Below are 23,414 nucleotides of genomic sequence, written 5' to 3'. Positions count from 1 at the left end.
ATCGCATGCATCGGTGGCGGTTCGCCGAACGACCGGCCCAAGGCGACCGGGTCTGGCGGAGGGCGTATCATGTGCCGCCAGTGCAGGGCGGGTCTATCGCGATAGCCGTCCTGTGGCGTCAGGTTTTCGCCAAGGCCAGTTCTTTGCGCGAGCCCCCACCGCGGCGCGCAGGTTCCATGCTCGGATCGCGGCAAGGGACATGACACCGCAGGCCAGCATCAGGCGCGGGGCTTTGCTTATGCTGTCGCAGTCAAAACCTTTCAGGCCACGGGCTGTCTGCAATCGCCCGCGAGGCGCAAGACTGTCCGGCTCTGTTTCACCGACATGGTGCCCCAGGCGTAACTGTCGCGCGCCCGGTCCCCGCGTGCGTCAGGTCGTGCCAGTCTCTGGCGACCGTTTGCCCGTGGACGACTGCGGCCTTGTCAGGGTCGTATCAACGTTGACGCCGATGGATTCCCCCAGTTTTTGCAGCGCGGGCAGGGACACGGCCATGTCCATGATCGCATCGACCGTCTGATTGATCGGCGACGTCGCTGCACTGCCAGAGTTGCGATCAAGACCCGTCATCTGGTTGATCGAGATGCCGGTGATCTTTTCGGCGGGTTTGACCATTTCGGACAGGATCTTTGGCAGGGCCCCCAATCGTGCCAGTTCCAGTTCCATGGCGACCTGCGCCTCTGAACGGGCATTCTCAGCATTGATCTGGGCCAGATGCGCCTCTGTCTCGGCCAGTCTGACAGCCTTGATCGCCTCGGCTTCTTCGCGTTTGGCGGCGGTCTTGTCGGCGGCGGTGGCCTTGTCACTTGCGGCCATGATCCGGGCGCGGGCGGCGGTCGCCTCGGCCTGTTCCTGCGCCGCAATCAGGGCCAGCGCCTTGCGGCGTTCGGCCTCGGCCATCTGCCGGGCGGTCAAGAGCGCCTCTGCCGCCTGCACGGCTGCGATCCGCGCGGTGTCCGCCTCGGTCTGGGCGCGGCTTTCTTCCTGGGATTTGGCGGCACGCGAAATGTGGCTGTCCTGCTCGGCCATGTCGAGTGCCAGCGCCTGGGCGATTTCCGCCTGGCGCAGGGCCTGTTCCTTGGCGATATCGGCGGCGGCAATATCCTGTTCCATCTGGATGCGGGCCTGTGCTGCGCTGCGTTCGCTGTCGGCCTTGCGCGCCGCGATTTCGGACAATTGCGCCGCGATCAGGGTTTCGATTTCCTGCGCCTGCGCGATTTCGGCGCGGCGCTGGTCAAGGTTGATTTCCAGTTTGCGCCGTTCGGATTCCATGGCGGCGCGGGCGACGCTGACCTGGCTGTCACCTTCGATCTCGGCGCGTTCCTTCTTGGACTTGGCGATGACCTCGGCCAGTTTGCGCATGCCCACGGCGTTGAAGGCGTTGTTTTCATCCAGTGCGGCGAACGGGGTCTGGTCGAGCGCGGTCAGAGACACGGAGTCCAGCTGCAAACCATAGTTCGCCAGCGTGTCGGTCAGTGCCTCGCGCACCTGTCTGACGAAGCTGGCGCGGTTTTCGTGCAACTCATCCATGGTCATCTGTGCGGCCACCGACCGCAACGCGTCGATCATCATGCCGTCGATCAGACCCTTGAGCTGGTCTGGCTGGAACACCCGTTTGCCAAGTGTTTGGGCCGCCCGGGTGACCGCATCGTCGTTGGGCGTCACGCTGGCATAGAATTCGGCACCGACATCGACACGCAGGCGGTCCTTGGTGATCAACGACGATTCACCGGATCTTGCCACGTCCATGCGCAGGGTCTGCATGTTGACGCGGTTGATTTCGTGGAAATAGGGGATCGCCAATGTGCCGCCGTCGATCACGACGCGGCGGCCACCCAGACCAGTGCGCACCAATGCGACCTCGTTCGTGGCGCGCTGGTAGAATGACGCGGCCAGCGCAATGATGATCGCCGCCACGATGAGGATGATGATGATCCAAGCCAATGCAGACATGATGTGGCCTCCCTTATGATGACAGCCCGTGCATGTCGCACAGGATGTTTGATGACATGCCGCCGTCGGCGGGGATGTTGGTGCCGCGGATCCAGGTGGTCATGTCCGACAGCAGAAATGCGATGATGGGCGCGAGGTCGGCCGGCGTGCCGGGGCGGTCCATGACGCGGGCGTCTTCCTCGGCGCGGGCCCCCAGCGTTTCCAGAAAATCACCCAGGATCGGGGTATCGACCGGGCCGGGGCTGACCGTGTTCATGCGGATGCCGCGCTCGCGCCAGGTCCAGCGGTTCTGCAACGTCCAGGCGATCAGCGCCTCCTTGGAGAAAAAGTAGCTGCGCCCGCCTGCGTTGGTGATCTGATGCGTCTGGGCAAAGCGCGCCGCATCGTCGACATGCACGCCCTCGCTGACGCGGATCGCGGGGATCGCGTCAGCCCATCCGAAGCCCGCGAGCGAGGCGAGGTTCACGATACTGGCCCCGTCGTTCATTTTCGCGATCAGACCCTGTGTCAGGTGTTTCAGGCCAAAAAGGTTGACCGCCAGCACCTTGTCTGCCGGGGCGGTGGGCGGCAGCCCCGCGATATTTGCCAGCCCGTCGATGCCGTCCGGCAGGGCGTCGATCAGCGCGTCGATGGTGGCCCCGTCAGACAGATCGGCCCGGTAGAATTCCTCGACATGGTCGAACCGTTTGGTCACGTCGATCCCCAGCACGCGGGCCCCCATCGCGGTGCAGACCCGTGCGGTTTCCAGCCCGATACCGGAAGCCGATCCAGTGACGACAATCGTTTTGCCCCGCAGCAGGGGTGCGCGTTCCCAGCCCATCAGAACACCGGCGGGAACGGACGGCCGCCGCGATCAAGCGTGATCCAGCGCGTTTCGGTAAAGGTTTCCATCGACCATTTCCCCCCGTGTTTGCCCACACCTGATGCCTTGCTGCCGCCAAACGGCACGTGCGGTTCGTCATTCACCGACGAACAGTTCACATGGCACATCCCGGTTTCCAGCTTGCGTGACATATGCAGCGCGCGGTTTTCGTCGGCCGTGATGATGCCCGAACTCAGCCCGTATTCGGTGTCGTTGTTCAGGGCGATGGCCTCTGCGTCCGTGCTGAACGGGACGACGACCGCCACGGGGCCAAAGGTTTCTTCCTGCCAGACCGCCATGTCGGGGGTCACGTTGGTCAGAATCGTGGGTTCCACGAACCTGTCCCAGACGCGACCGCCCAGAACCGCCTTGGCCCCCTTGGCCAGCGCGTCCTCGATCTGGAATTTCACCCGTTCGACCTGACGGTCGTTGATCAGGGGGCCGATCACGTTGGACTTGTCCGCCGTGTCCCCGGTTTTCAGCTTGGCCGCGCGGGCGACGAACTGGCGCAGGAAATCGGCGTAGATGCTTTCGTGGACCAGCACCTTTTCGACGGACATGCAGATCTGGCCCTGATGCATGAAGCTGCCGAAACTCGCGGCAGAGGTCGCACGGTCCATGTCGGCGTCCTCCAGCACGATCAGGCTGTCCTTGCCACCCAGTTCGACACAGGCCTTTTTCAGGTGCGCGCCCGCCTTGGCCGCGATCTGACGACCCACGGGTGTGGACCCGGTGAACGAGATGCCCTTGACCAACGGGTTTTCCACCAGTTCGTCGCCCATTTCCCCCACGCGTTCGCGCGAACAGGTCACGACGTTGAACACGCCCTTGGGGATGCCCGCCTCTTGCATGATTTCAGCAAAGAACAGACCGCCCGCATAGGGCGTGTCCTCTGACGGTTTCAGCACGATGGTGTTGCCCGCTGCGAGCGGAAAGGCAAACCCGCGCGCCGTCAGGATGCCGGGCATGTTCCACGGGCTGATGACGCTGATCACGCCCATCGGGACCCGTTCGACCATCGACACCTTGCCGTGTTGCGACGGCAGCATTTCACCCACCGCGTTGTAACACATGGCGGCTGCGGCGCGGAACACCTCTGGGACATAGCCCGCCTCGAACATGCCCTTGCCGAACCAGCCGCCGCCTTCGGCCTGTGCGGCGGCAACGAAATCGGCCTTGCGCGCCTCCCAGACGTCGGCGGCGCGCAGCAGGATGCGGGCGCGGTCCTGAAAATGAAGCCCTGCCCAGGCTGGAAAGGCTGCCTGCGCTGCATTGATCGCATCGCGTGCCTCGGCGCGGCCGCCGTCGGGGACCTGCGCCCAGACATCGCCCGTGGACGGGTTTATGTCATCGAACGTGGTGTTCGAGGACACCCAGTTGCCGCCGATGAACATGCCTTTGTTATGGGTCTGTGAATCGAGCATCCTATTTCCTTTCAAATCCGCTGCCGTCGGGCTGGCGGCGGTACACTTCGACGCGCGGGGCGCGGTAAACCTCGATCACGGGGCGTGGTTTGGCCGCGGTCGGTGGGGCGGGGGACGGTGACGGCGCATGGCGGTCAGGCCGTGGCTGCGGTTTGGGACGATTGCGGGCGGCCCTCGCGCTGCGTTCGATGTCGGCCAACGTTGCGGCCAGTCGATCCGTCGGCACCGTTGCCGTTTGCGCCTGCCTTTGGTCAGGCCGCTTTTGTATCGTGGCAGCCACGCTTTGACGTCCCGCCGCCGCGACCAGATCATCGACGGAACGGCCAAGGATGCTGTCCGCCGAGATGGTTTTCTGGCTGCGTGGCCGCAGGGCAAAGGTTTCGGCCACCGTCTGAGGCATCTCGGACGGGGGGGGTGGCGCACCACTTTCGTCGCCGCTGCCGACGCCCAGATAGGCCGCCTGAACGGCCGGGTCATTCATCAGGTTGGCGGCGCTGTCCTGATGCACCACATGGGCGTTTTCGATCAGATACCCGCGATCCGCGATGGCCAGCGATTGTTTGGCGTTTTGTTCAACCATCAGCACGCCGATGCCCAGTTCGCGGACGCGGGCGAGGTTCTGGAACAACTCCTTGGACAGCAGCGGCGACAGGCCCAGCGATGGTTCGTCCAGCGTCAGGATCGTCGGGTTCGACATCATGGCGCGGCCAATCGCGACCATCTGCTGTTCGCCACCCGACATGGTGCCGACGATCTGCCTGCCCCGTTCTGCCAGTTTCGGAAACAGGCTGTACACACGGTCCAGCGTCATTTTCTCGTCGTCGCGTGCGCGTGGCGCATAGGCCCCCAGCGTCAGGTTTTCGCGCACCGTCAGGTCGGGGAACACGCCGCGCCCCTCTGGCACAAGTGCAAGTCCCGCATCGACGATCCGGTTCGCGCTCAGCCCGTTCAGCGCCGTGCCATCCAGGCGAATGTCGCCGGTCACGGCACCTTCGCAGATCCCGCTTGCGGCCTTGAGCAGGGTGGATTTACCCGCGCCATTGGCCCCGAGGATGACGACGATTTCCCCCTTGCCCACGGTGACATGCGCGTTTTCCAGCGCCCGGTGCTGGCCGTAGCGCACGGTGACGTTTGTCATCTCAAGCATCGTCGTCCCCCAGATAGGCGCGAATGACTTCCTTGTCGGACAAGACCTGCGTCGGTGTCCCTTCGGCGATCTTGGTGCCCGATGCCATGACCACGCAGCGGTCGCACAGCGACCGGATCGCATCCATGACGTGTTCCACCAGGATGATCGTGCGGCCCTCGTCGCGCAGCGATTTGATCAGCGTGATCCCGATTTGCAGTTCGGTCGGGTTCAGGCCCGCCAGCCATTCATCCAGCAACAGCACCTTGGGGTCGCTGGCCAGCGTGCGCGCCAGTTCCACCCGCTTGGTGTCGATATAGGTCAGCTGCCCCAGTGCCATGTCGCCCTTGCCGCCAAGGCCCACCTTGTCCAGCAGCGCGTCGGCGTGGTCCCAGGCGTCCTGTCCCCACCGTCTGCGATGGCCGAATACAGCCCCCGCGACCACGTTTTCGCGCACGTTCATGGATGGCAACAGGCGCACCAGCTGGAACGTGCGACTGACGCCCTTGCGGGTGATGGTCTGGGCGGGCAGGCCGGAGATGCGATTTCCCCACAGCGATACATGGCCAGAGGTCAGCGGCAGCGCGCCCGAAATCAGGTTCAGGGTCGTGGATTTGCCGGACCCGTTGGGGCCAAGCAGGCCCAAGACCTCACGCTCTGCCACGTCGAAATCCATCGCATTCACGGCAACCAGCCCGCCAAAGCGTTTGGTCACGCCGCGCAGGGACAGGACGGGGGTGCTCATGCTATGTGCCCTCCCGCGTGTTCAGGTGGCGATTGATCCGCCCCATCAGGCCGACGAAACCGCCGGGCAGCAGATAGACGATCACCAGGAATGCCACGCCGATGACCAACGTGGTCTGGTTGGGGAAATTGGACGACACGGCCTCGAGCAGGAATGTGAACGGAATGACGCCCAGCACCGGCCCCCACAGGCGGGATGCACCCCCCAGCAGCGCCATGATGACCACCTGAAACGACAGGATCGGCGCGAATGCCAGCGACGGTTCGATATAGACATAACGCGGCGCCAGGATCGCACCGGTCATGGCGGCCACGGCACCGGGCACCATGAACAGCAGCACCTTGGCGCGCGCGGTGTTGATTCCGGAATGGGCGGCGACGGTTTCATCATCGCCGATGATCCGCAGCGCGAACCCCAGCCGCGACCGCCCGATCAGCCAGCCCGCGAGAAACACCGCCGCCGACAGGCCCAGCAGCCACCAGTAGATCCCCGCCTCGTCGAGGTCGGTCAGCACGTACAGGCCCTTTTGCCCTGAATTGTTCTGCACCCATGTGATGACCTGCCGCACCAGTTCGGCCAGCCCGAGGGTGAAGATCACGAAATAGACGCCCGACAGCCGCAGCGTCGCAAGGCCCACGAGGGCGGCAAGCACCGCGCCGATGACGCCTGCAAGGCCAACAAGCGACCAGAACGGCAGCGTGTCGATGCCAAGGCCCGTGACATAGGTGCCGACCCCGAAAAACGCGGCTGTCGCGAGGCTGATGTAATGGGTCGGGCCTGAAAACAGCGCCCAGGATGTTGCGAGGGCCGTGAACATCGCGATGGTGACGCCCAGCCCCAGCCAGTAGCCTTGATCGCCCAGCGGCAGCAGCGCACAGACGGCAAAAACGAGGGTTGCAAGACACAGATTGCGGATATCGGTGGCGGTCAGGCTCATGTCGGTTTCTTTCCGAACAGGCCCTGCGGGCGGAACAACAGGATGCCAAGGAACATCACGTAGGCGGCGGCCAGTGTCAGGCCAGGGTCCAGCAGGCTGGCGACAAGCGTTTCCAGTATCCCCAGCAGCAGGGCCGCGACGATGGTGCCGCGCACGTCGCCCACGCCGCCCATGATCACGATGATCAGCGCCTTGAGGGTGAACACGACCCCGGTCGATGCATCAAGCGTGAGGTAGGTTGAAATCAGCGCCCCACCCACCGCCGTCACAGCGCCGCCCAGCGCAAAGGCCAGCGCCGACAGGTGTTTGACATCAATGCCGACCAGCCGTGCAGAGGCAGGGGCCGTCGCAATCGCGCGGATCGACAGACCCGCACGCGACCGGTTCAGCCACAGATACAGCGCGCCGCAGATCAGCACCGCCATCACAAAGGACAGCACGCGATTGGCCCCGTAGGTATTGCCCAGCAGTTCGACCGGGACAGCCATGAAGCTGTAGGAAAAATAGTCACCGCCAAAAAAGCTGAGCATCAGACCCAAGCCGATGAACGACAGGCCAAAGGTCGCAAGGATGCTGTCGGTTTCCAGCTGACCGCGATTCTTTGCGCGGTTGACCAGCGGTTGCAGCATCAGGCGGTAGATCAGCCAATTCAGCGCAAATGCCAACGGGGCCACCAGAAAGATCGTCAGGATCGGGCTGAGTTGCGTCGCCGTGTAGGCGATGAACGCGAAATAGCCCCCGGCAACCAGGATTTCACCGTTGGCCAGATTCATGATCCGGGCAACGCCGTATTGCAGGTTCAGGCCCATCGCGATCAGCGCATAGGTGCCGCCCAGCAGAATACCTGTGATCAAAATGTCCAAAGTGGTGTTCCCCAGATGATCGGTGCGGGACGGCGCGGACGCCGCCCCTTTTGGTGTGCGGGATTATTCCCAGCCGTCCTTCAGGATGACGGGGACGGTGCCGTCGCGGCCCCGCGATGCAACGCCCTTGAACACGCCGCCCTGCCACTGGCCGACGGTCCAGAAGTCGGGGTTGGAGTTGTTCTCGTCAAAGCTGATGGGACCAAGGATGGTCTCATAGGTGCTCTCGCGCAGATGTGCGGTGACGGCCGCGCGATCCAGGCCCACGGCCTCGATGGCCTGACCCAGGATTTCCAACGAGGCATAGGTCGTGGCAGAGGCCCAATAGTCCGGCTTTTCGCCGGTGACGGCCTCGTGGGCTGCGGCGTATTCCATGAATGCAGGGCTGTCGGGGTTCACGCCACCGGCCCCCAGAACGCCCTCTGCCGCGGCCCCGAAACGCGCGCCATAGCCGGGAAACGGCGTTGCAACGGCGGTATAGAATGCCTTGACGTCGAGGTTTTCGATCATCGCCTGTTCCGTCAGGCCGAATGTGTCGGGCGGGTAGGACCAGGCGACGAAGGCATCGGGTGCAGCGGCTGCGGCGCCTTTGATGACAGGGGACAGGTCCTGCGTGCCCAGCGGATAGGATGTCTCGTACACCAGCTCAAACCCGGCCTCTTCAAACAGCGGCTTGGCGGCAGTGGCCAGTTCGATCCCAAAGGCGTCGGCCACGTTGACCATGGCGACGCGGTCGCCCATCTGGCCTGCGTCACGCATGTCGGTCAGCACCTTGACCACATCGGCGGCCAGCGCGGTGGTGGTGCCAAGGGTAAAGAACATGTTGGGGAACTGCGCCGACAATTCCGGTTGCTGGTCGGTAATCGCAGACACCGCGATCTGCGGATAGCCGTAGCGGTCGAACAGCGGTGCGGCAGCAAGGTTCAGACCCGTGCCATAGGGTGCGATGATGAAATGCGCGTCGTCCTGCGTGGCCAGACGTTGCACGGCCTTGATCGTCTCGCCGGGGTTGGTCTGATCGTCGTATTCGATCAGTTCGATCATCATCTGTTCGCCGTCGACGGTCAGGCCGCCCGCGGCGTTCACCTGTTCCACCCACAGATAGATCGACGGCCACTGTGTGACGGTTGCACCACCGGCCAGCGGTCCGGTTTTGGGGGCCACGGCACCGATGCGGATGGTTTCGGCTGTGGCGGCAGATGCGGCCAGCGCACTTGCGATGGTCAGCGCACTGACGAGTTTCAGAAATGGTCTGCGGTTCATTGCGTATCCTCCATTTGCAATTGATCGTGTGGGCGGATGCCCGTCGTCGTTTCAAAGTGTCGGCGTCTGACCCGCGCTATGCGTCGCGATCCAGCGCAATTCGGTAAACTCGTTGATGGCCTCCAGGCCACCGAACCGACCGTATCCGCTGTGTTTCATGCCCCCGAACGGCATGGCCGGATCATCGTGCACGGTTGGCCCGTTGATCTGGACCACCCCGTATTCCAGCCGGTCGGCCATGCGGCTTGCGCGGTCCTGATCCCGGGAATAGACGGCGGCATTCAGCCCGAAATCGGAATCATTGGCGATCGAGATGGCCTCCTCGGCGTCTTGGACCCGCATGATGCTGGCAAGCGGGCCGAATGTTTCTTCGTGGAAAATGCGCATGTTGGCCGCGATCCCGTCCAGCAGCGCAGGTTGCATCACGCAACCGTCGATCTGACCGCCCACCAGCAGGCGCGCGCCCTTGGACACGGCGTCCTCGATCAGGCCGTGGATGCGCTGGGCGGCATCGGCGGAAATCATGCGGCCCAGTGTGGCGGTTTCCTTGACCGGGTCGGCTGCGCGGATGTCTGCGGCGCGGGCCTGCAGTTTCGCGACGAATTCGTCTGCGACGGCTTTGACGACGATGATCCAGTCCGTCGACATGCAGATCTGGCCCTGGTTGAAATAGGCCCCGAAACAGGCTGCTTCGACAGCGGCATCCAGATCCGCGTCCTCGAGCACGATCAGCGGCGCCTTGCCGGACAGTTCCAGCAGGACGGGCTTCATGTCGCGTGCGGCGGCGAGGGCCACATCACGGCCAACGCGGGTGGATCCTGTGAAATTGATCCGGCGGATGCAGGGATGCGCGATCAGTTGCGCCATTGTGTCGTGGGCCTGTTCCGCCTCGCCGACAACACAGGTCAGCGCACCTTCGGGCAGATCGACGCTGTTGAGGACATCGACAAGGTGCCGATGCGTTTTCGGACAGCGTTCCGACCCTTTCATCACGACGGTGTTGCCGCACATCAGCGCACCGGCGACCGCGCGCACGCCCAGCGTGATCGGCGCATTCCACGGCACCATGCCCAGCACGACGCCAGCGGCCTGCCTGCGGATGATCGACTGTTTGCCCGTGACCGGATCGTCAATCCGCTGGTCGGCCAATGCAGGGGCCAGTCCTGCCACATGGGTCAATTGTGCAATGGCAAGGTCAATGTTGAAGGCGGTCCAGGGGTGTGCGGCACCCACCTCCTCGGCTGCAAGCGCGTAGAATGTGTCGCGGTTGGCATCGAGTGCGGCGCGCATGTCCAGCAGGACCTTTGCACGGTCGGCGGGCGATCTGCGTGACCACAGCGGAAAGGCCGCAGCAGCGGCGTTCACGGCCCCGTCCACCGCGACAGCGACGGCATCCGACCCTGTGATCAGACTGAATTGTGACGCCTGATGCCGCACGTATCCCTCCCAATCTGCCCTGACGCACAAACGGACCTCCATCGGTTTGCGCGCACACCCCTCCCAAGGCGGCTCGGACAGCTTAATGTAACGCGAGCGCATAAAAATATTGATATCCGGTCTTTTCATGTCATGATCTGGTCATGATTTCCGGATTCAGGGGTGGCACCCCACTGTCGGCGCGTCACGCCACGGTTCATGCCGATGTTTTTCGCGGCGGCCTGGCCGACCGATTCCTGGGTGGTCTGGTGGATTTTCCGGGCCGTCCCGTGCAATGCATCATGGTGTTGTCGGGGTCGGCGGTCCGCATGACGCCAGACCAAGAAGAGGTCATCACCGGGCCCGCGATCAACTGGACACCCAAACAGCCCGAGACGCGGGTCAAGGCGCGGGCCGGCAGCAGCGGCGTCATCATGACGCTGGGCGATGCGATGCTGAGCAATGCCATCGGTCACAAACCAGAGGCCGCGGCCCTGCGCCTGATGTCTGCGCGGGCCTTTACGCTGGATCTGGGGGCAAAGCCCGACATCCTGCAAACCTTGTCCACCTGTTTCGACGCGATCTTTCGCGAGCTGGACGCCGCCCAGACAGGCATGGAGACGGTCATCGAGGCGCAGGTCCGTATCCTGCTGGTGTCGCTGTGGCGTGCCGGCGTGAATGAGATGATCGAGGACCATCCCTACAGAACCACGAACCTGACGCTGGAACGGTTCCGCCATCTGGTCGAGGCGCATCTGCGCGAACGGTGGCCGGTCGCGCGCTTTGCCACGGAACTGGGGATTTCGCCGGACCGATTGCACGATATCTGCAAGCGCAAGCTGGGCAAGTCGCCGCAGCGGCTGATCCGTGACCGTCTGACTTTCGAGGCGCAGGCCCTGCTGCAACGCTCGCACCTGACGCTGGATCAGATCGCGGATCACCTCGGGTTTCGCAGCACGCCACAGTTCAGCACCTTTTTCAAAGGTGAAGTCGGCCTGCCGCCCGGTGCGTTTCGCAAGGCGTTGATGCAGCAGGCCGGCACACAGTCGGCGGTCCGGCTGCGCAGCTATGCGGATTGGCCCTGACGCAATGCCGCGCTGTTGACGTAAATCGGGTTGTTGAACCCGGACGCATGCCGCAGGCTGTTCACACGACGCAACAGGATGCAGCACGATGGATCAGGCCCAAGCCACCGACCCCGGAACCCAGCCGGAAACGCAATATTCGGTGTCGCCGGGATTTGCGGATTGGTGTGCAGGCCAGCACATCTGTGTTGCGATGACATCCTATCAGTCGGGACGGTTTTACCTGCTCGGGCAGAACCCGGAAACGGGTGGCCTGATGGTGAACGAGCGCGTCTATCAAAAGGCAATGGGGCTGGCGACGCCGCGATCCGGCACCATCCTGCTTGCGACCTTGTTTCAGATCACCCGGTTTGAAAATGTCCTGCACCCGGGCGAGGTCGCCGATACCCTGTTCGACGGTCTGTTCGTGCCGCGTGTGCTGCATACGACGGGCCAGCTGGACGTGCATGACGTGGGCATGCTGGACGACGGGCGCATCGTCTTTGCCAATACGTCCTACAATTGTCTGGCCACGGTGTCGGATCGTCATTCCTTCAGCCCCTACTGGCGGCCACAGTTCGTGTCCGATCTGGTGCAAGAGGACCGCTGTCACCTGAACGGCCTCGCGATGGGCGAGGCAGGCACGTCAGAGGCGGGGCGCGTGCGCTATGTCACGGCCTGTTCGCGGTCGGATACGATCGACGGCTGGCGCGACAGGCGACAGGATGGCGGTGTCGTGATCGACGTGGACACCGGGGCCGTGGTCTGTTCGGGCCTGTCCATGCCCCATTCGCCGCGTCTGCATGAGGGGCGTCTGTATGTGCTGAACTCCGGCACGGGTGAATTGGGCTGGGTCGATACCGATGCACCAGCCGATCAGGCATTCCGGCCGATCAAGTTCCTGCCCGGATTTGCACGCGGCCTGTCCTTTCATGGTCATCATGCGGTGATCGGCCTGTCAAAACCCCGCTACGAACGGTTCGAGGGGCTGGCGCTGGATCGTCGATTGCAAGAGACCGACAGCGACGCATGGTGCGGCATACAGGTGGTGGATCTGCGCAGTGGCAAGGTCGACCACTGGTTCCGGATCGACGGGACGGTGACCGAACTTTATGACACCGCCGTGATCGGGGGGACGTCATGCGCGATGTCGCTGGGGTTCACGGCACCCGACATCGTTCACCTGATCACCTTGGACAAGGCGCAGTCCTAGGCCCGGGCGATGGCGGCCGCAATGACGGCGGCCCCGTCGGCGGTATAGTGATATTCATCGACATAGGTCAGTTCTGCCGCCTCGCACAGCGCCACACGGGTGGCAGGCCGCAACAATCCGATCACGAATGCCCTGTAGTCTGCGCAACGCAGGCGGTGGGTCTGAAACCGCAGATGGTCTGCATCCGATTGGGCGACAGTCAGGCCGCAGGCACGTTCGTCGTCCGACAGCGCCGGTTTCTCAAAAGCGGTGAATTCGGGGTGCAGGACAAATGCGACACCGTGTCTGGCTGCCAGCATTTCGAATTCGCCGATCCAGAACGCCAAATAGGCCCTGAGCGCATGATAGGCTGCGGTCTCTTGTGCGCTGCCGGGTGGGGGGCAGTCTGCATTGGTGGTCTGGAAATCAGGCACCCCGAACAAGGGATCGCAACTGCGGACAAATTCGAACCGTGTCAGTGCGCCACCCGGCATCAGGGCGATGAACGCAGGCGGGCGGGGGGCCTGCGCGCAGATCCGCAGTGCCACGGCATACAGCGTGTGCAGCTGCGCCTCGGGGAAGGAAATGTTCAGGCAGGGCAAGCCCCTGTGCGCCGCTACCTGTGACGGAATGGTCAGGGCATCACCGTCCAGCCCGAACCCGAAAACGTGACTGGATCCCATCACCAGGGCATAGGGATTGCCGGAAAAAGCGGCGTTCAGATCATAGGGTTCACCATTCAGTATCCCACGGCGGAACCCTGCGGCATCGGTCGTGAAAACCGGCGTCCGCAGCATCGGCGCATAGGCGATGACGCCCGCCCGATCGACCCATTTGCGATGCTTGATATAATGGCGCACCGCTGGTTGCTGGCGTGCCAGGGCGCGAAAGTCTGCCATAAATGGGTTCCATCCTTGTCGCTTGCAGCCTAGCGCGTGTCTGGCCGTTCGTAACCCGATTAACGGACCACGTCGCCGGCACAGCCATAGGATGTGCTGAACGTGTCAGTTGGGCAACGTCGAAAAAAATTCCCTCTGTAAACCGACAGATAGATCACATTTCGTCCGAGCCGGCGGCTAGCGTCACGTTGTGTTGATCGCGAGACGGCCGCGCTGCAGATCGAAAAATTCAGCTGGCGGTGGCTCTCAAACATGTTTTCAAAAGGATTTTATATGTCAGAATTTAAGGCGCAAACAGCAATAACCCGAGGACAGCTGCTGCTGTCCGTGTCGGTTCTGGCAATGGGGCTGGTGTCCTACGGGCGACAGGCCGAGGCGCAGGTAGCGGGCTGTGATTTCGATATCGCAACGGGCACCTACACATGCGCGGGTAATATTGGTGAGCCGTTGGTCCTTGAAAAATCAGAGGCAGATGTAAACGTCATCGTCGAACCGAGTGCCAATTTTATGGGCCCCGGAACTATCATCGATTTGCAAGGATCGACGGTCAAGATCGATGTCAAGCCGGGGACGTTACTGAACGGCGTGGTTCTGGCGACGGCAGTCACCCAAGCGCCGGGTTCGGATCCGGTGATCGATATCAATATGGAAGGTGCGATCCAGGGTGAACGATCAGGTGGCAACCCGATCAGGGCCCAGGCGTCTACTGGCGATATCCGGATTGTGACAGGTGACGGCGATATCCAAACCTCGTCTGGTGCCGGGATTGTGGCGACACGTCAGTTCCAGGTCAATATTCCTCAATCCGAGACGTCGAATAGGGCTGCGGTTGAACCGATTGCAATCACGCGCACGGGCGACATCAGCATCACGACGGGCAGCGGTAATGTCATCGGCGGTTCAAATGGCATTGTTGTCGACAATCGTGGGTACCGCATCGGAACAAGCGGGAGTGGCCGCATCGCCATCGAGACCGGCTCAGGTCAGATTGCCGCAGACAAGTACGGTATCCAGACATTTGCGTCCGGTGGTTCTATCGATATCACCGTCGGAACCGGTGGGATCGCGCACCGGGCCGAGAGCCAGGGGCCTGTCCTGACAAGAGCGACCGCGCCCCAGGCCGTCGAAATCGCGGTACCCGAGGCGACCATGAAATACGGTATCCTGAACAGGGCCGACGAGAAATTGAGCCAGGGCAATTACGGTGCCGAAACCGTCAAGATCACTGTCGTCGAAGGCAGCAACATCACGGCTGCGACCGGCATTCGCAGCAATGGCGATTCACATGACATCAGCATTTCAGGGGATATCGTTGCCCGGTATGCCCGCGATGCCCTCACGTCATCCGGTCCATATGGCATTCTGGTCGGCAAGAATATTTCTGGTTTCGCCAACTCCAATTCACCACAAAGAAGTGCGGCATTGCCGACCGCCTACGGCACCAACACCATCCGCGTCACACAAAGCGGGTCCGTCGACGCGAGCGAGGGCATTGCTGCCATCGTGTCTCTTCAGAATGCATCCGACATCACCGTGGCAGGGCGGGTCGTCGGCGGTGACATCGAGACAGGCGCGGCCATCGCCATCATCGACGACCGGACGGACCTGACGCTACCGGCAAACCGGGTCGAACTTCAGTCCGGGTATGACATCACGGGCAATGTCTATGTTTCGGGTCCGCGCACGGACGATGTCCTGGCCCTGGGTGGTGACGGCGATCTGAGCTTTGACATCGGCAAGATCGGTGGCGACTACGAGGGTGCGCTGGTCGCGCCACGGGCGATTGGTGCAATTTTCGAAGATGCTCTGACCCAGCAGACCGTCGTAGCGGAACCGCTTGCCATGACCGACATGGTGATGATCAGCCCCGAAGAAGGGACGTCGGAGCAGTTCTTTGGGTTTGATGTTTTCGACAAGGTTGGCAGCGGCACGGCGACACTGAACGGCACCAACATATTCGTCGATAACCTGAACATTCGCGAAGGCACCGTGCAGTTGGACAAGACGCTGGCTAACAGAATGGCCATCGACCTGATCGGTGGACGCCTGACAGGCGCTGGCGGCTTTGGCAGTCTGATCGCCCGCAGTGGCACGGTCGTCTCGCCCGGATCAGGCACCGGGATCGGTACGCTTACGTCCAGCAGTAATGTGACGTTCGAGGCTGGCAGCACCTTTGCGGTGAACCTGCGTGCGGATGGCTCCAGCGACCTGATCGATGTGGGCGATGCCGCGCGCATCAGCAACGCGGCGAGCCTGGCTGTGACGGCAGCGGCTGGCGACTACAACGGCGACGATCTGGCGTGGACGGTCCTTGTCGCGGACGAGGGCGTCGACGGCACCTTTGGCACCGTGACCGACAATCTGGTCGATGTCGATTTCAAGGATGTCTACGACGGCAGCAGTGTCGTTCTGACGGCAACGGTCGCAGAGGCAGCGCCGGGCGGCGGTGCCGGCCCCGCGCCTGCGGCCCCCGGCGCGTCCGACAAGACCAATGGCCCGGCTTCTGGCGCATCGGCCGGATTTTCCGGTCTGAAATTCTCGGATGCCATGGCAAATCTGCCGACGGGTGGTTCCGGCGCTGTTGAAGGCACGGTATCAACCCGGAACGTTGCCACGTCGGAATTCATCAGCACGAAATCCGAACCCGCGGGTATGTCAGGTCTGACCGATATCGACATGAGCACGTTCTTTTCGACCTTTGCAGAGAAATCCGATGTCGAGGATGCGGCCGGTCAGTCCGGCTATGACGTGCAGTCGACCGGTATCGCGGCGGGTGTCAGTTTCTACAACAGCCTCGGTGATGCCGCGTCCTATCAGGTGAACCTGGGGCTGGGGTATAGCCAGACGAATGTGGACACCGCAGAGGGTGCGGCCGACTCCGATGATCTGCACTTTGGTTTGTCGGGGAACTATGCGCAGGGTGCGCTGCGCCTGACGGGTGCGCTGGGCTATTCGGCGTCTGAGTTCGATCTGTCGCGCCGCGTTGGTGCCGCAGTCGCGACGGCCACAACGGATGTGAAAACGGTGTCCGGGCTGGTCGAGGCCTCTTATGATGTGGCACCGCAAATGGGTCTGACCAGCGGCGCGCGTCTTGCACCGCTGGTGCGTCTGCGCGGCTATCAGGCGACTGTCGACGGCTATAGCGAAACCGGTGCGGGTTTGCAGAACCTCAACGTCGCGGAGCTGGACTCTGACGCGGTCTATGCCGGTATCGGTCTGCGCTACGGGGCCGTCTATGATGCGCTGGGCACGACCCTGCGCCCCAGCGTCACGATGGTCTACGACACCATGATTTCCGGCGAGGACACAAATGCGATCGGCACGATCACGGGCGTCGAGGGCGCGTTCGACACGGCGGTGAAATCCGGTGCCGACGATCTGCTGTCGCTTGACATGAACATGACCTACGAGATCGAGGACGCCGTCGAAGGTTTTGTGAACCTTGGCGGCAGCCTGGGTGACGACGTCAATGCCCTGCGGGCCGGTGTCGGTCTGACGATCCGGTTCTGATCGCCAAAACCACAGTGGGGCGGCATCTGGTGTCAGGTGCCGCCCTTTTCATGCGTGGTGTTCAGAGGGCCTTATGACAGCGACAGAGAGTCGACGATATCCGCGCGTGTGCTGTCCGACTTTGACAGCTTGCGGAACACAGCCCCGCGTTTGATCATCACAAAGTTGTCCGCGACCGACCACGCGAAATCGACGTTTTGTTCCACAAGGATGATTGCCAGGTCGCCACGATCGCGCAACTGCACGATGGCCCGGCCGATCTGCTGGATGACGTTGGGCTGGATGCCTTCGGTCGGTTCGTCCAGCAGCAGGACACGGGGTTTGGTGATCAACGCCCGCGCAATGGCCAATTGCTGTTGCTGTCCCCCCGACAAATCACCACCGCGACGGTGCCGCATGTCGCGCAGGACCGGAAACAGGTCATAGATCCAGTCAGGCACGTGGTGATCGCCGCGCGGCAGACAGGCAAACCCGGTTTCCAGATTTTCCGCCACACTCAGCATCGAGAACACTTCGCGCCCTTGCGGGACATAGGCGATACCTGCGCGTGCGGCCTGTGCCGCACTGGGATGCACCAGCGAATCGCCGTCCAGCCGGATCGTGCCCGCACTGTAGGGATGCCGCCCGGACAGGGCGCGCAGCAGGCTGGTCTTGCCCACGCCATTGGTGCCCATCACGGTCGTGACCTGACCTGCGGGGGCCGTCAGCGAGATATCATACAGGATCTGGCTTTGCCCGTATTTCAGCGACAGGTCGGCAACATCAAGCATCGGAGCGCCCCAGATAGACATCAATCACGGTGGGATCGGCTGTCACGTGATCCAGCGACCCTTCGGCCAGCACATGCCCCTCGTGCAGCACCGTGACCTTGCAATTCAGGCGGCGCACGAATTCCATGTCGTGTTCGACGACCACGACCGCACGGGTTCGTGCCGCGCGTTTCAGAATGTCTGTGGTTTTTTCGCGTTCCTCGGCGGTCATGCCGGCGGCAGGTTCATCGACCAGCAACAGGCGCGGGTCCTGCGCCAGCAGCATCCCGATCTCCAACCATTGTTTTTGCCCGTGGCTCAATTCGCCGGCGGGCCGGGCCAATTGGTCGGCCAGCCCAATTTCGCCAGCGATGTCACTGATCCGGTCGGCATCGGTTCGGGGCTCCTTGAAAAACAAGACGGCCAGCGGGCCGCGTGGATTTTTCAGCGCCATGGCGAGGTTCTGGCGCACGGTCTGGTTTTCAAAGACCGTCGGTTTCTGGAACTTGCGCCCGATACCGCGATTGGCGATTTCGGCCTCTGACAGGCCGGTCAGGCTTTCGTTACGCTCACCCCAAAGGACCTGACCGGTGTCGGGCCGCGTCTTGCCGGTGACGATATCCATGAACGTCGTCTTGCCCGCACCATTGGGGCCGATGATGGCACGCAGTTCGGGTTCGTTGATCTGGATCGACAGGTTGTTGATCGCGCGGAACCCGTCGAATGTTTTGCTGACACCAGAGACTTCGAGCAGGCTGATCATCGCGGTTTCCTTATCAGATAGTCGAACAGCCCGCCGATCCCCTTGGGTGCAAAGAGCGTGACACAGACGAACGATACGCCTAGCAGGACCAGCCACCAGTCGGTCCATTGCACCGTGTAGAACCCCAGGTTTACGTCAGGCGCACCGCCGCCCGTGAACCAGCTGGACAGCAGCGACACCAGCGCGGCCCCGATGACCGCGCCATAAAGCCGCCCGCGCCCGCCGATCGCGACCCAGACCGCCAGATAGATCGATGCGATAGGAGCGATTTCCGCCGGGTTGATGATGCCTGCCTGCGGATAATACAGCGCGCCCGCGATGCCGGACACGACGGCAGTCAGGGTAAAGACAAATAGTTTGTACCCCTCGACCCGGTAGCCCAGGAACCGCACACGGGCCTCGTTGTCGCGGATCCCCTGCACGATGCTGCCCATCTTGCCCCCGACGACAAAGGCAAACAGCAGATAGCCCAGGCCCAATGCCAGCGCCGAGCCCCAGAAAAACACAAGGCTGATGGTGGCCTGCGGCGTTGACTCGAACCCCGGTATGTTCTGCAGGCCCGACAGGCCGTTGTTGCCGCGCAGACCGGAATCGTTCTGGAACAGATAAAGCGACAGCGCCAGTGTCATGGCCTGCGTCAGGATCGACAGATAGACGCCCGTGACCCGGCTGCGGAACGCAAGCCAGCCGAACACCAGTGCCAGCAGTCCCGGCACCAGCACGACCATCAGCAATTGCAGGATCAGGCTGTCGGCAAAGGACCAGATCAGCGGAAAATCAGAGCTGCCGACCACACCGAAAATCTGCGCCCCGATGGCATCCGTGACCTCTGCCGGGGTCGGTGGAATCACCTGACGTGCCAGACTTTCTGTCACGATGGTTTCGGTGCGGGCATACATCAGCCACATGCCTATAGCATAGCCGCCGATGCCGAAGAACGCGAAATGTCCCAGGCTGAGGATGCCGCAATAGCCCCAGACCACGTCCATCGCGATGGCGATCAGGCACAGGCAGAGCGTCTTGCCCAATGTCTTGACCAGAGAGGTCGAGATGACGCCCGTGCCCATCGCCTCTGATCCGAGGGTCACGAGGAGCGTGAACAGTCCAAGAAGCCCGATGAACCACATGACGGAACGGTTGTGGATGATGAAGCCCTGGGTCATGCGGTGGCATCCTTGATCGGTTTGCGCCGCGCATTGCGCGTCGCGATGGCGGGGGGCCAGCCCCCCGCACCCCCCGGGATATTTTCAACCAGAAGAAGGGGGGTGGTGGTCGGGGGACGCGCGCGCATCAGTCTGCCGCCGCCCGACCCTTTTGGGCGACGATACCCTTGGGTCTGAACTGGATGAACAGGATGATGAACAGGACCATGTAGGTTTGTGCTGCCAGCGTGTTCGAGGGGTTCAGGAACTCGATCCCCTTTTGCAGGCTGCCGATCAGTGAAGCGCCTGCCAGCGTGCCCCAGACATTGCCTACGCCGCCCACGACCACGGTCATGAAGGATTGCACGATGTAGTTTGCGCCCATTTCGGATGTGACCTGCGCATAAAGGCCGATGGCCACCCCCGCGATACCTGCAATGCCGGAGCCAAGGCCGAAGGTCAGCATGTTGATGCGGTCGGGGTCGATCCCCATGGAAGCCGCCATGCCGGGGTTCTGGGTGACGGCGCGGACCTCGAGGCCGAGGCGGGTGCGTTTGAGGATGAACACGATGAGGGCCAGAAACAGCAGTGCCAGCACGAAGATCGCGATACGGATATAGCTGATCTGGATCACGTCGGACATCACCCAGGCACCGTCCAGCCAGCCCGGAGAGGTCAGCGGACGCGCCTGGGTGCCAAAGATGTTCTTGGCCAGCTGTTGCAATGCGATGGAGATGCCGAATGTCGCGAGCAGTGTTTCCAGCGGGCGGTGATACAGGTGCCGGATGACAAGCCGTTCCATCGCGACCCCTGCGGCAAAGGTCACGGCGAATGCCAGTGGCAGGGCCAGGATGAGCGAGACGGTATAGTCGGGCACGAATTGCTGCACGACGTAGCCGGTGTAGGCCCCCATCATGATGAACTCGCCGTGGGCCATGTTGATGACGCCCATGACACCGAAGGTGATGGCCAAGCCGATGGCGGCGAGAAAGTAGATCGACGCCAGCGACATGGCGTCCAGCGTCAGATCCGCGAAACCGGCGGCGGCCACGCGGGTTTCCACCGAGGAAAGCGCGGCGCGCGCCGCATCGGTGATGGCGGGGTCATTCTCGGTATGGACCTCGGCAAAGACATGGGCCGCGATGGCGGCGGCGCGCCCCTCTTCGGTCAGGCGGGGTGGGACGAGGCCGCGGTCGGCCAGCGCCGCATAGGCCTGCGCGCGGGTGGCCTCGGTGTTCAGTTGTGCGGTGGGGATGCCGCCCACGCGGCCATCCGTGATATTGGCGGCCAGCGCATCGCGCACGGCGGCAGAGGGGATCGCCGCGGGGGCCAGGTCTGCGGCGACCAGCCGGTCGTAGGCCTGGTCCGCCGTGATGTCGGTGCCGACCGTCAGGATCCGGGCGATATTGCCATCCGGCGTATCGGTGCCCACCACGTCGCGGGTGGTCAGGATCTGGTTCAGCACGGCGCGTGCCTCGATCGAGGTGTCCCGCGACAGGCTGTCGATCGCGGCAATGCGGTCGGCGGGGTCGATTGCAAAACTGGCCGAGAGAAAGTTGGCAAGCTGGATCTTGCGCGCGCGGAGCGCCGTGTCGGGTTCGCCGTCGATCGAGGCCAGCAGCGGGGCAAGTTGGTCGGCGTCGGGGCGACGGGCGATGGAATCGATGGCGCTTTGCCGGCGGCCAAGGTCGGGATCACTGAGCTGAAACTGCACCAGGGCCGTGCCGATGACGCGGCGCACTCCGCCGTTGGGCCGCAATTCGGTGTATCCGGCGCGGTCCACCGTGGTCTGTGTGCCTGTGTCGATATCCGTCAGGGCCAGGTCATCGCCGTCGGTGCGGCCGTAGTAGAACTGCCCGTCGGCCGTGTTCTGCCAGACGCCCTTGTCCGACCAGCGTTCCAGAAAGGTCGGCACCTGCGGCAGACCGGAGGCCACAAGATCATCCAGCACAACCGAGACACTGCCGCGAGATGGGTCGGCGACCTCTGCGGCATGGGTCTGCAGGATGGGTTGCAGCGACTGGCCGACGGCACCCATTGGAAAGGCACAGATGATCAAGAGGCACGCCAATGTGCGAAGCATGGCTGGTTTTTCCTGGGGCATGAAGGGGGTGGTGCCGGGGCGCAGGTCGATGCGCGCCCCGGCAGAGGCTTCAGTAGTTCGAGGTCAACTGAACGCAGGTTTCGGTTTCCGTGTTGTACATGCCGCACCCCAATTCTTTCCAATCAGAGATCAGAACTGCGCTTTCGGGCAGGAAATCGGTCCAGGCGTCACCGGGAACCGGTTCGGTCTGGCTGATGATGTCGAACTGGCCGTCTGCACGGATTTCGCCGATCAGCACGGGTTTCGTCAGGTGGTGGTTCGGCAGCATTTCGGCCATCGTGCCGGTCAGGTTGGGAAAGGTCTGGCCGATCATCGCCTCTGACACGGCATCGACATCTGTGGTGCCGGCCTGTTCGACAGCCTGCACCCACATGTTGAACCCGATGTAATGCGCCTCCATCGGGTCGTTGGTCACGCGGGCTTCGTCGCCGATAAAGTCATGCCAGGCGGCGATGAATTCGGCGTTTTCCGGGGTTTCGGCGGACATGAAGTAGTTCCAGGCCGCCAGGTGACCGACAAGGTTCGAGGTGTCGAGGCCGGACAGTTCTTCTTCGCCCACGGAAAAGGCGACGACGGGGATGTCATCGGCGCTGACATCGGCGGCGGCCAGTTCCTTGTAGAAACCGATGTTGGCGTCACCGTTGATCGTGGAAATCACGCCGACCTGTTTGCCGTCCTCGCCCAGGGCCACAACGTCACCCACGATGGTCGCCCAGTCGGACTGGCCAAAGGGGGTGTAGTTCACAAAGATGTCCTCTTCGGCGATCCCCTTGTCCATCAGATAGGCCTGAAGGATGTTGTTGGTCGTGCGCGGATAGACATAGTCCGTGCCCAGCAGCGCGAACTTTTCCACGCCCAACTCTTCGAGGAAATAATCCACGGCAGGGATCGCCTGCTGGTTTGGCGCGGCGCCGGTGTAAAAGACGTTTTTCGACGATTCCTCGCCCTCGTACTGGACAGGGTAGAACAGCAGGCCGTTCAACTCTTCGATGACCGGCAGCACGGATTTGCGCGACACCGACGTCCAGTTGCCAAAGATCACGTCGACCTCGTTCACGGTCAGCAGTTCGCGGGCCTTCTCGGCGAACAGCGGCCAGTCGGATGCCGGATCGACCACGACGGCCTCCAGTTCGCAGCCCAGCAGACCGCCCTTGGCGTTCTGGCCTTCGACCAGCATCAGCATCACGTCCTTGAGTGTCGTTTCCGAAATCGCCATCGAACCCGACAGCGAATGCAGCACGCCGACCTTGATCGGATCAGCGCAATCCTGTGCCCATGCAACCGATGCGGTCGACAGCAGGGCAGCAACGGATACTGCAGTTGTTCTAAGTGTTTTTTTCATGTTCAGTCCCCATGTTCCGCTGCTTGTCCCGGACGAAAAATGCTTTCGTGAAAACGCGGTGCC

At 62.6% G+C, this 23,414-nt stretch carries 18 protein-coding genes; 3 read left to right on the top strand and 15 right to left on the bottom strand.

Going from position 1 to position 23,414, the window contains the following annotated elements:
- Window positions 1-369: 369 nt before the first annotated feature.
- The 9 genes from AN189_RS11290 to AN189_RS11250 form a co-directional block, all read right to left on the bottom strand.
- A complete protein-coding gene (locus AN189_RS11290; RefSeq protein WP_056035629.1) occupies window positions 370-1,950 on the bottom strand; it encodes a flotillin family protein in 1,581 nt (526 codons plus the stop codon).
- Window positions 1,951-1,963: 13 nt separating this feature from the next.
- On the bottom strand, window positions 1,964-2,770 hold the full coding sequence (locus AN189_RS11285) for a coniferyl-alcohol dehydrogenase (RefSeq protein WP_083484366.1): 807 nt from the start codon (window positions 2,768-2,770) through the stop codon (window positions 1,964-1,966).
- Window positions 2,770-4,236 (bottom strand): aldehyde dehydrogenase family protein, encoded by a 1,467-nt coding sequence (locus AN189_RS11280; RefSeq protein WP_056035625.1) that lies wholly within the window; start codon window positions 4,234-4,236, stop codon window positions 2,770-2,772. Before AN189_RS11280 ends, AN189_RS11285 begins: the two co-directional genes overlap by 1 nt.
- A 1-nt stretch (window position 4,237) precedes the next feature.
- On the bottom strand, window positions 4,238-5,383 hold the full coding sequence (locus AN189_RS11275) for an ABC transporter ATP-binding protein (RefSeq protein WP_056035623.1): 1,146 nt from the start codon (window positions 5,381-5,383) through the stop codon (window positions 4,238-4,240).
- On the bottom strand, window positions 5,376-6,107 hold the full coding sequence (locus AN189_RS11270) for an ABC transporter ATP-binding protein (protein WP_056035621.1): 732 nt from the start codon (window positions 6,105-6,107) through the stop codon (window positions 5,376-5,378). The genes AN189_RS11275 and AN189_RS11270 overlap by 8 nt, the downstream gene beginning before the upstream one ends.
- 1 nt (window position 6,108) lies before the next feature.
- On the bottom strand, window positions 6,109-7,044 hold the full coding sequence (locus tag AN189_RS11265; RefSeq protein WP_056035618.1) for a branched-chain amino acid ABC transporter permease: 936 nt from the start codon (window positions 7,042-7,044) through the stop codon (window positions 6,109-6,111).
- Window positions 7,041-7,907, bottom strand: coding sequence for a branched-chain amino acid ABC transporter permease (locus tag AN189_RS11260; protein ID WP_083484365.1), 867 nt, complete (start codon window positions 7,905-7,907; stop codon window positions 7,041-7,043). Before AN189_RS11260 ends, AN189_RS11265 begins: the two co-directional genes overlap by 4 nt.
- 63 nt (window positions 7,908-7,970) lie before the next feature.
- A complete protein-coding gene (locus AN189_RS11255) occupies window positions 7,971-9,170 on the bottom strand; it encodes an amino acid ABC transporter substrate-binding protein (RefSeq protein ID WP_056035615.1) in 1,200 nt (399 codons plus the stop codon).
- 51 nt (window positions 9,171-9,221) lie between these two features.
- Window positions 9,222-10,709: an aldehyde dehydrogenase family protein gene (locus AN189_RS11250; protein ID WP_253279604.1), complete on the bottom strand. Its 1,488-nt coding sequence runs from the start codon at window positions 10,707-10,709 to the stop codon at window positions 9,222-9,224.
- 41 nt (window positions 10,710-10,750) lie between these two features.
- Between AN189_RS11250 and AN189_RS11245 the strand changes: the two genes are divergently transcribed.
- Together AN189_RS11245 and AN189_RS11240 are read left to right on the top strand one after the other, a co-directional pair.
- Entirely contained in the window at window positions 10,751-11,671 is a 921-nt protein-coding gene (locus AN189_RS11245) for an AraC family transcriptional regulator (RefSeq protein ID WP_056035609.1), read from the top strand.
- Window positions 11,672-11,759: 88 nt separating this feature from the next.
- Complete coding sequence (locus AN189_RS11240; RefSeq protein WP_157057462.1) at window positions 11,760-12,863, top strand: TIGR03032 family protein; 1,104 nt, start codon at window positions 11,760-11,762, stop codon at window positions 12,861-12,863.
- Here the strand turns inward: AN189_RS11240 and AN189_RS11235 are convergent.
- Window positions 12,860-13,741, bottom strand: coding sequence for a hypothetical protein (locus tag AN189_RS11235; protein WP_056035606.1), 882 nt, complete (start codon window positions 13,739-13,741; stop codon window positions 12,860-12,862). The two genes, AN189_RS11240 and AN189_RS11235, sit on opposite strands and share 4 nt — an antisense overlap.
- Before the next feature lie 273 nt (window positions 13,742-14,014).
- On the opposite strand from AN189_RS11235, the gene AN189_RS11230 reads away from it, so the two are divergent.
- Window positions 14,015-17,251 (top strand): autotransporter outer membrane beta-barrel domain-containing protein, encoded by a 3,237-nt coding sequence (locus AN189_RS11230; RefSeq protein WP_056035603.1) that lies wholly within the window; start codon window positions 14,015-14,017, stop codon window positions 17,249-17,251.
- Window positions 17,252-17,322: 71 nt separating this feature from the next.
- Here the strand turns inward: AN189_RS11230 and urtE are convergent, their stop codons facing one another.
- The 5 genes from urtE to urtA form a co-directional block, all read right to left on the bottom strand.
- A complete protein-coding gene (urtE, locus tag AN189_RS11225) occupies window positions 17,323-18,021 on the bottom strand; it encodes an urea ABC transporter ATP-binding subunit UrtE (protein ID WP_056035600.1) in 699 nt (232 codons plus the stop codon).
- Complete coding sequence (urtD, locus tag AN189_RS11220) at window positions 18,014-18,763, bottom strand: urea ABC transporter ATP-binding protein UrtD (RefSeq protein ID WP_056035597.1); 750 nt, start codon at window positions 18,761-18,763, stop codon at window positions 18,014-18,016. Before urtD ends, urtE begins: the two co-directional genes overlap by 8 nt.
- Window positions 18,760-19,926: an urea ABC transporter permease subunit UrtC gene (gene urtC, locus AN189_RS11215; RefSeq protein ID WP_056035595.1), complete on the bottom strand. Its 1,167-nt coding sequence runs from the start codon at window positions 19,924-19,926 to the stop codon at window positions 18,760-18,762. The genes urtD and urtC overlap by 4 nt, the downstream gene beginning before the upstream one ends.
- Before the next feature lie 127 nt (window positions 19,927-20,053).
- On the bottom strand, window positions 20,054-21,988 hold the full coding sequence (gene urtB, locus AN189_RS11210) for an urea ABC transporter permease subunit UrtB (RefSeq protein WP_056035797.1): 1,935 nt from the start codon (window positions 21,986-21,988) through the stop codon (window positions 20,054-20,056).
- A 70-nt stretch (window positions 21,989-22,058) separates the two neighbouring features.
- Window positions 22,059-23,351, bottom strand: a complete 1,293-nt coding sequence (urtA, locus tag AN189_RS11205; RefSeq protein WP_056035592.1) for an urea ABC transporter substrate-binding protein — start codon at window positions 23,349-23,351, stop codon at window positions 22,059-22,061.
- Window positions 23,352-23,414 lie beyond the last annotated feature (63 nt).

This window comes from Loktanella sp. 3ANDIMAR09, from assembly GCF_001420005.1.
Classification (GTDB): domain Bacteria; phylum Pseudomonadota; class Alphaproteobacteria; order Rhodobacterales; family Rhodobacteraceae; genus Loktanella.
This window is presented reverse-complemented; position numbering and strand designations above follow the sequence as displayed.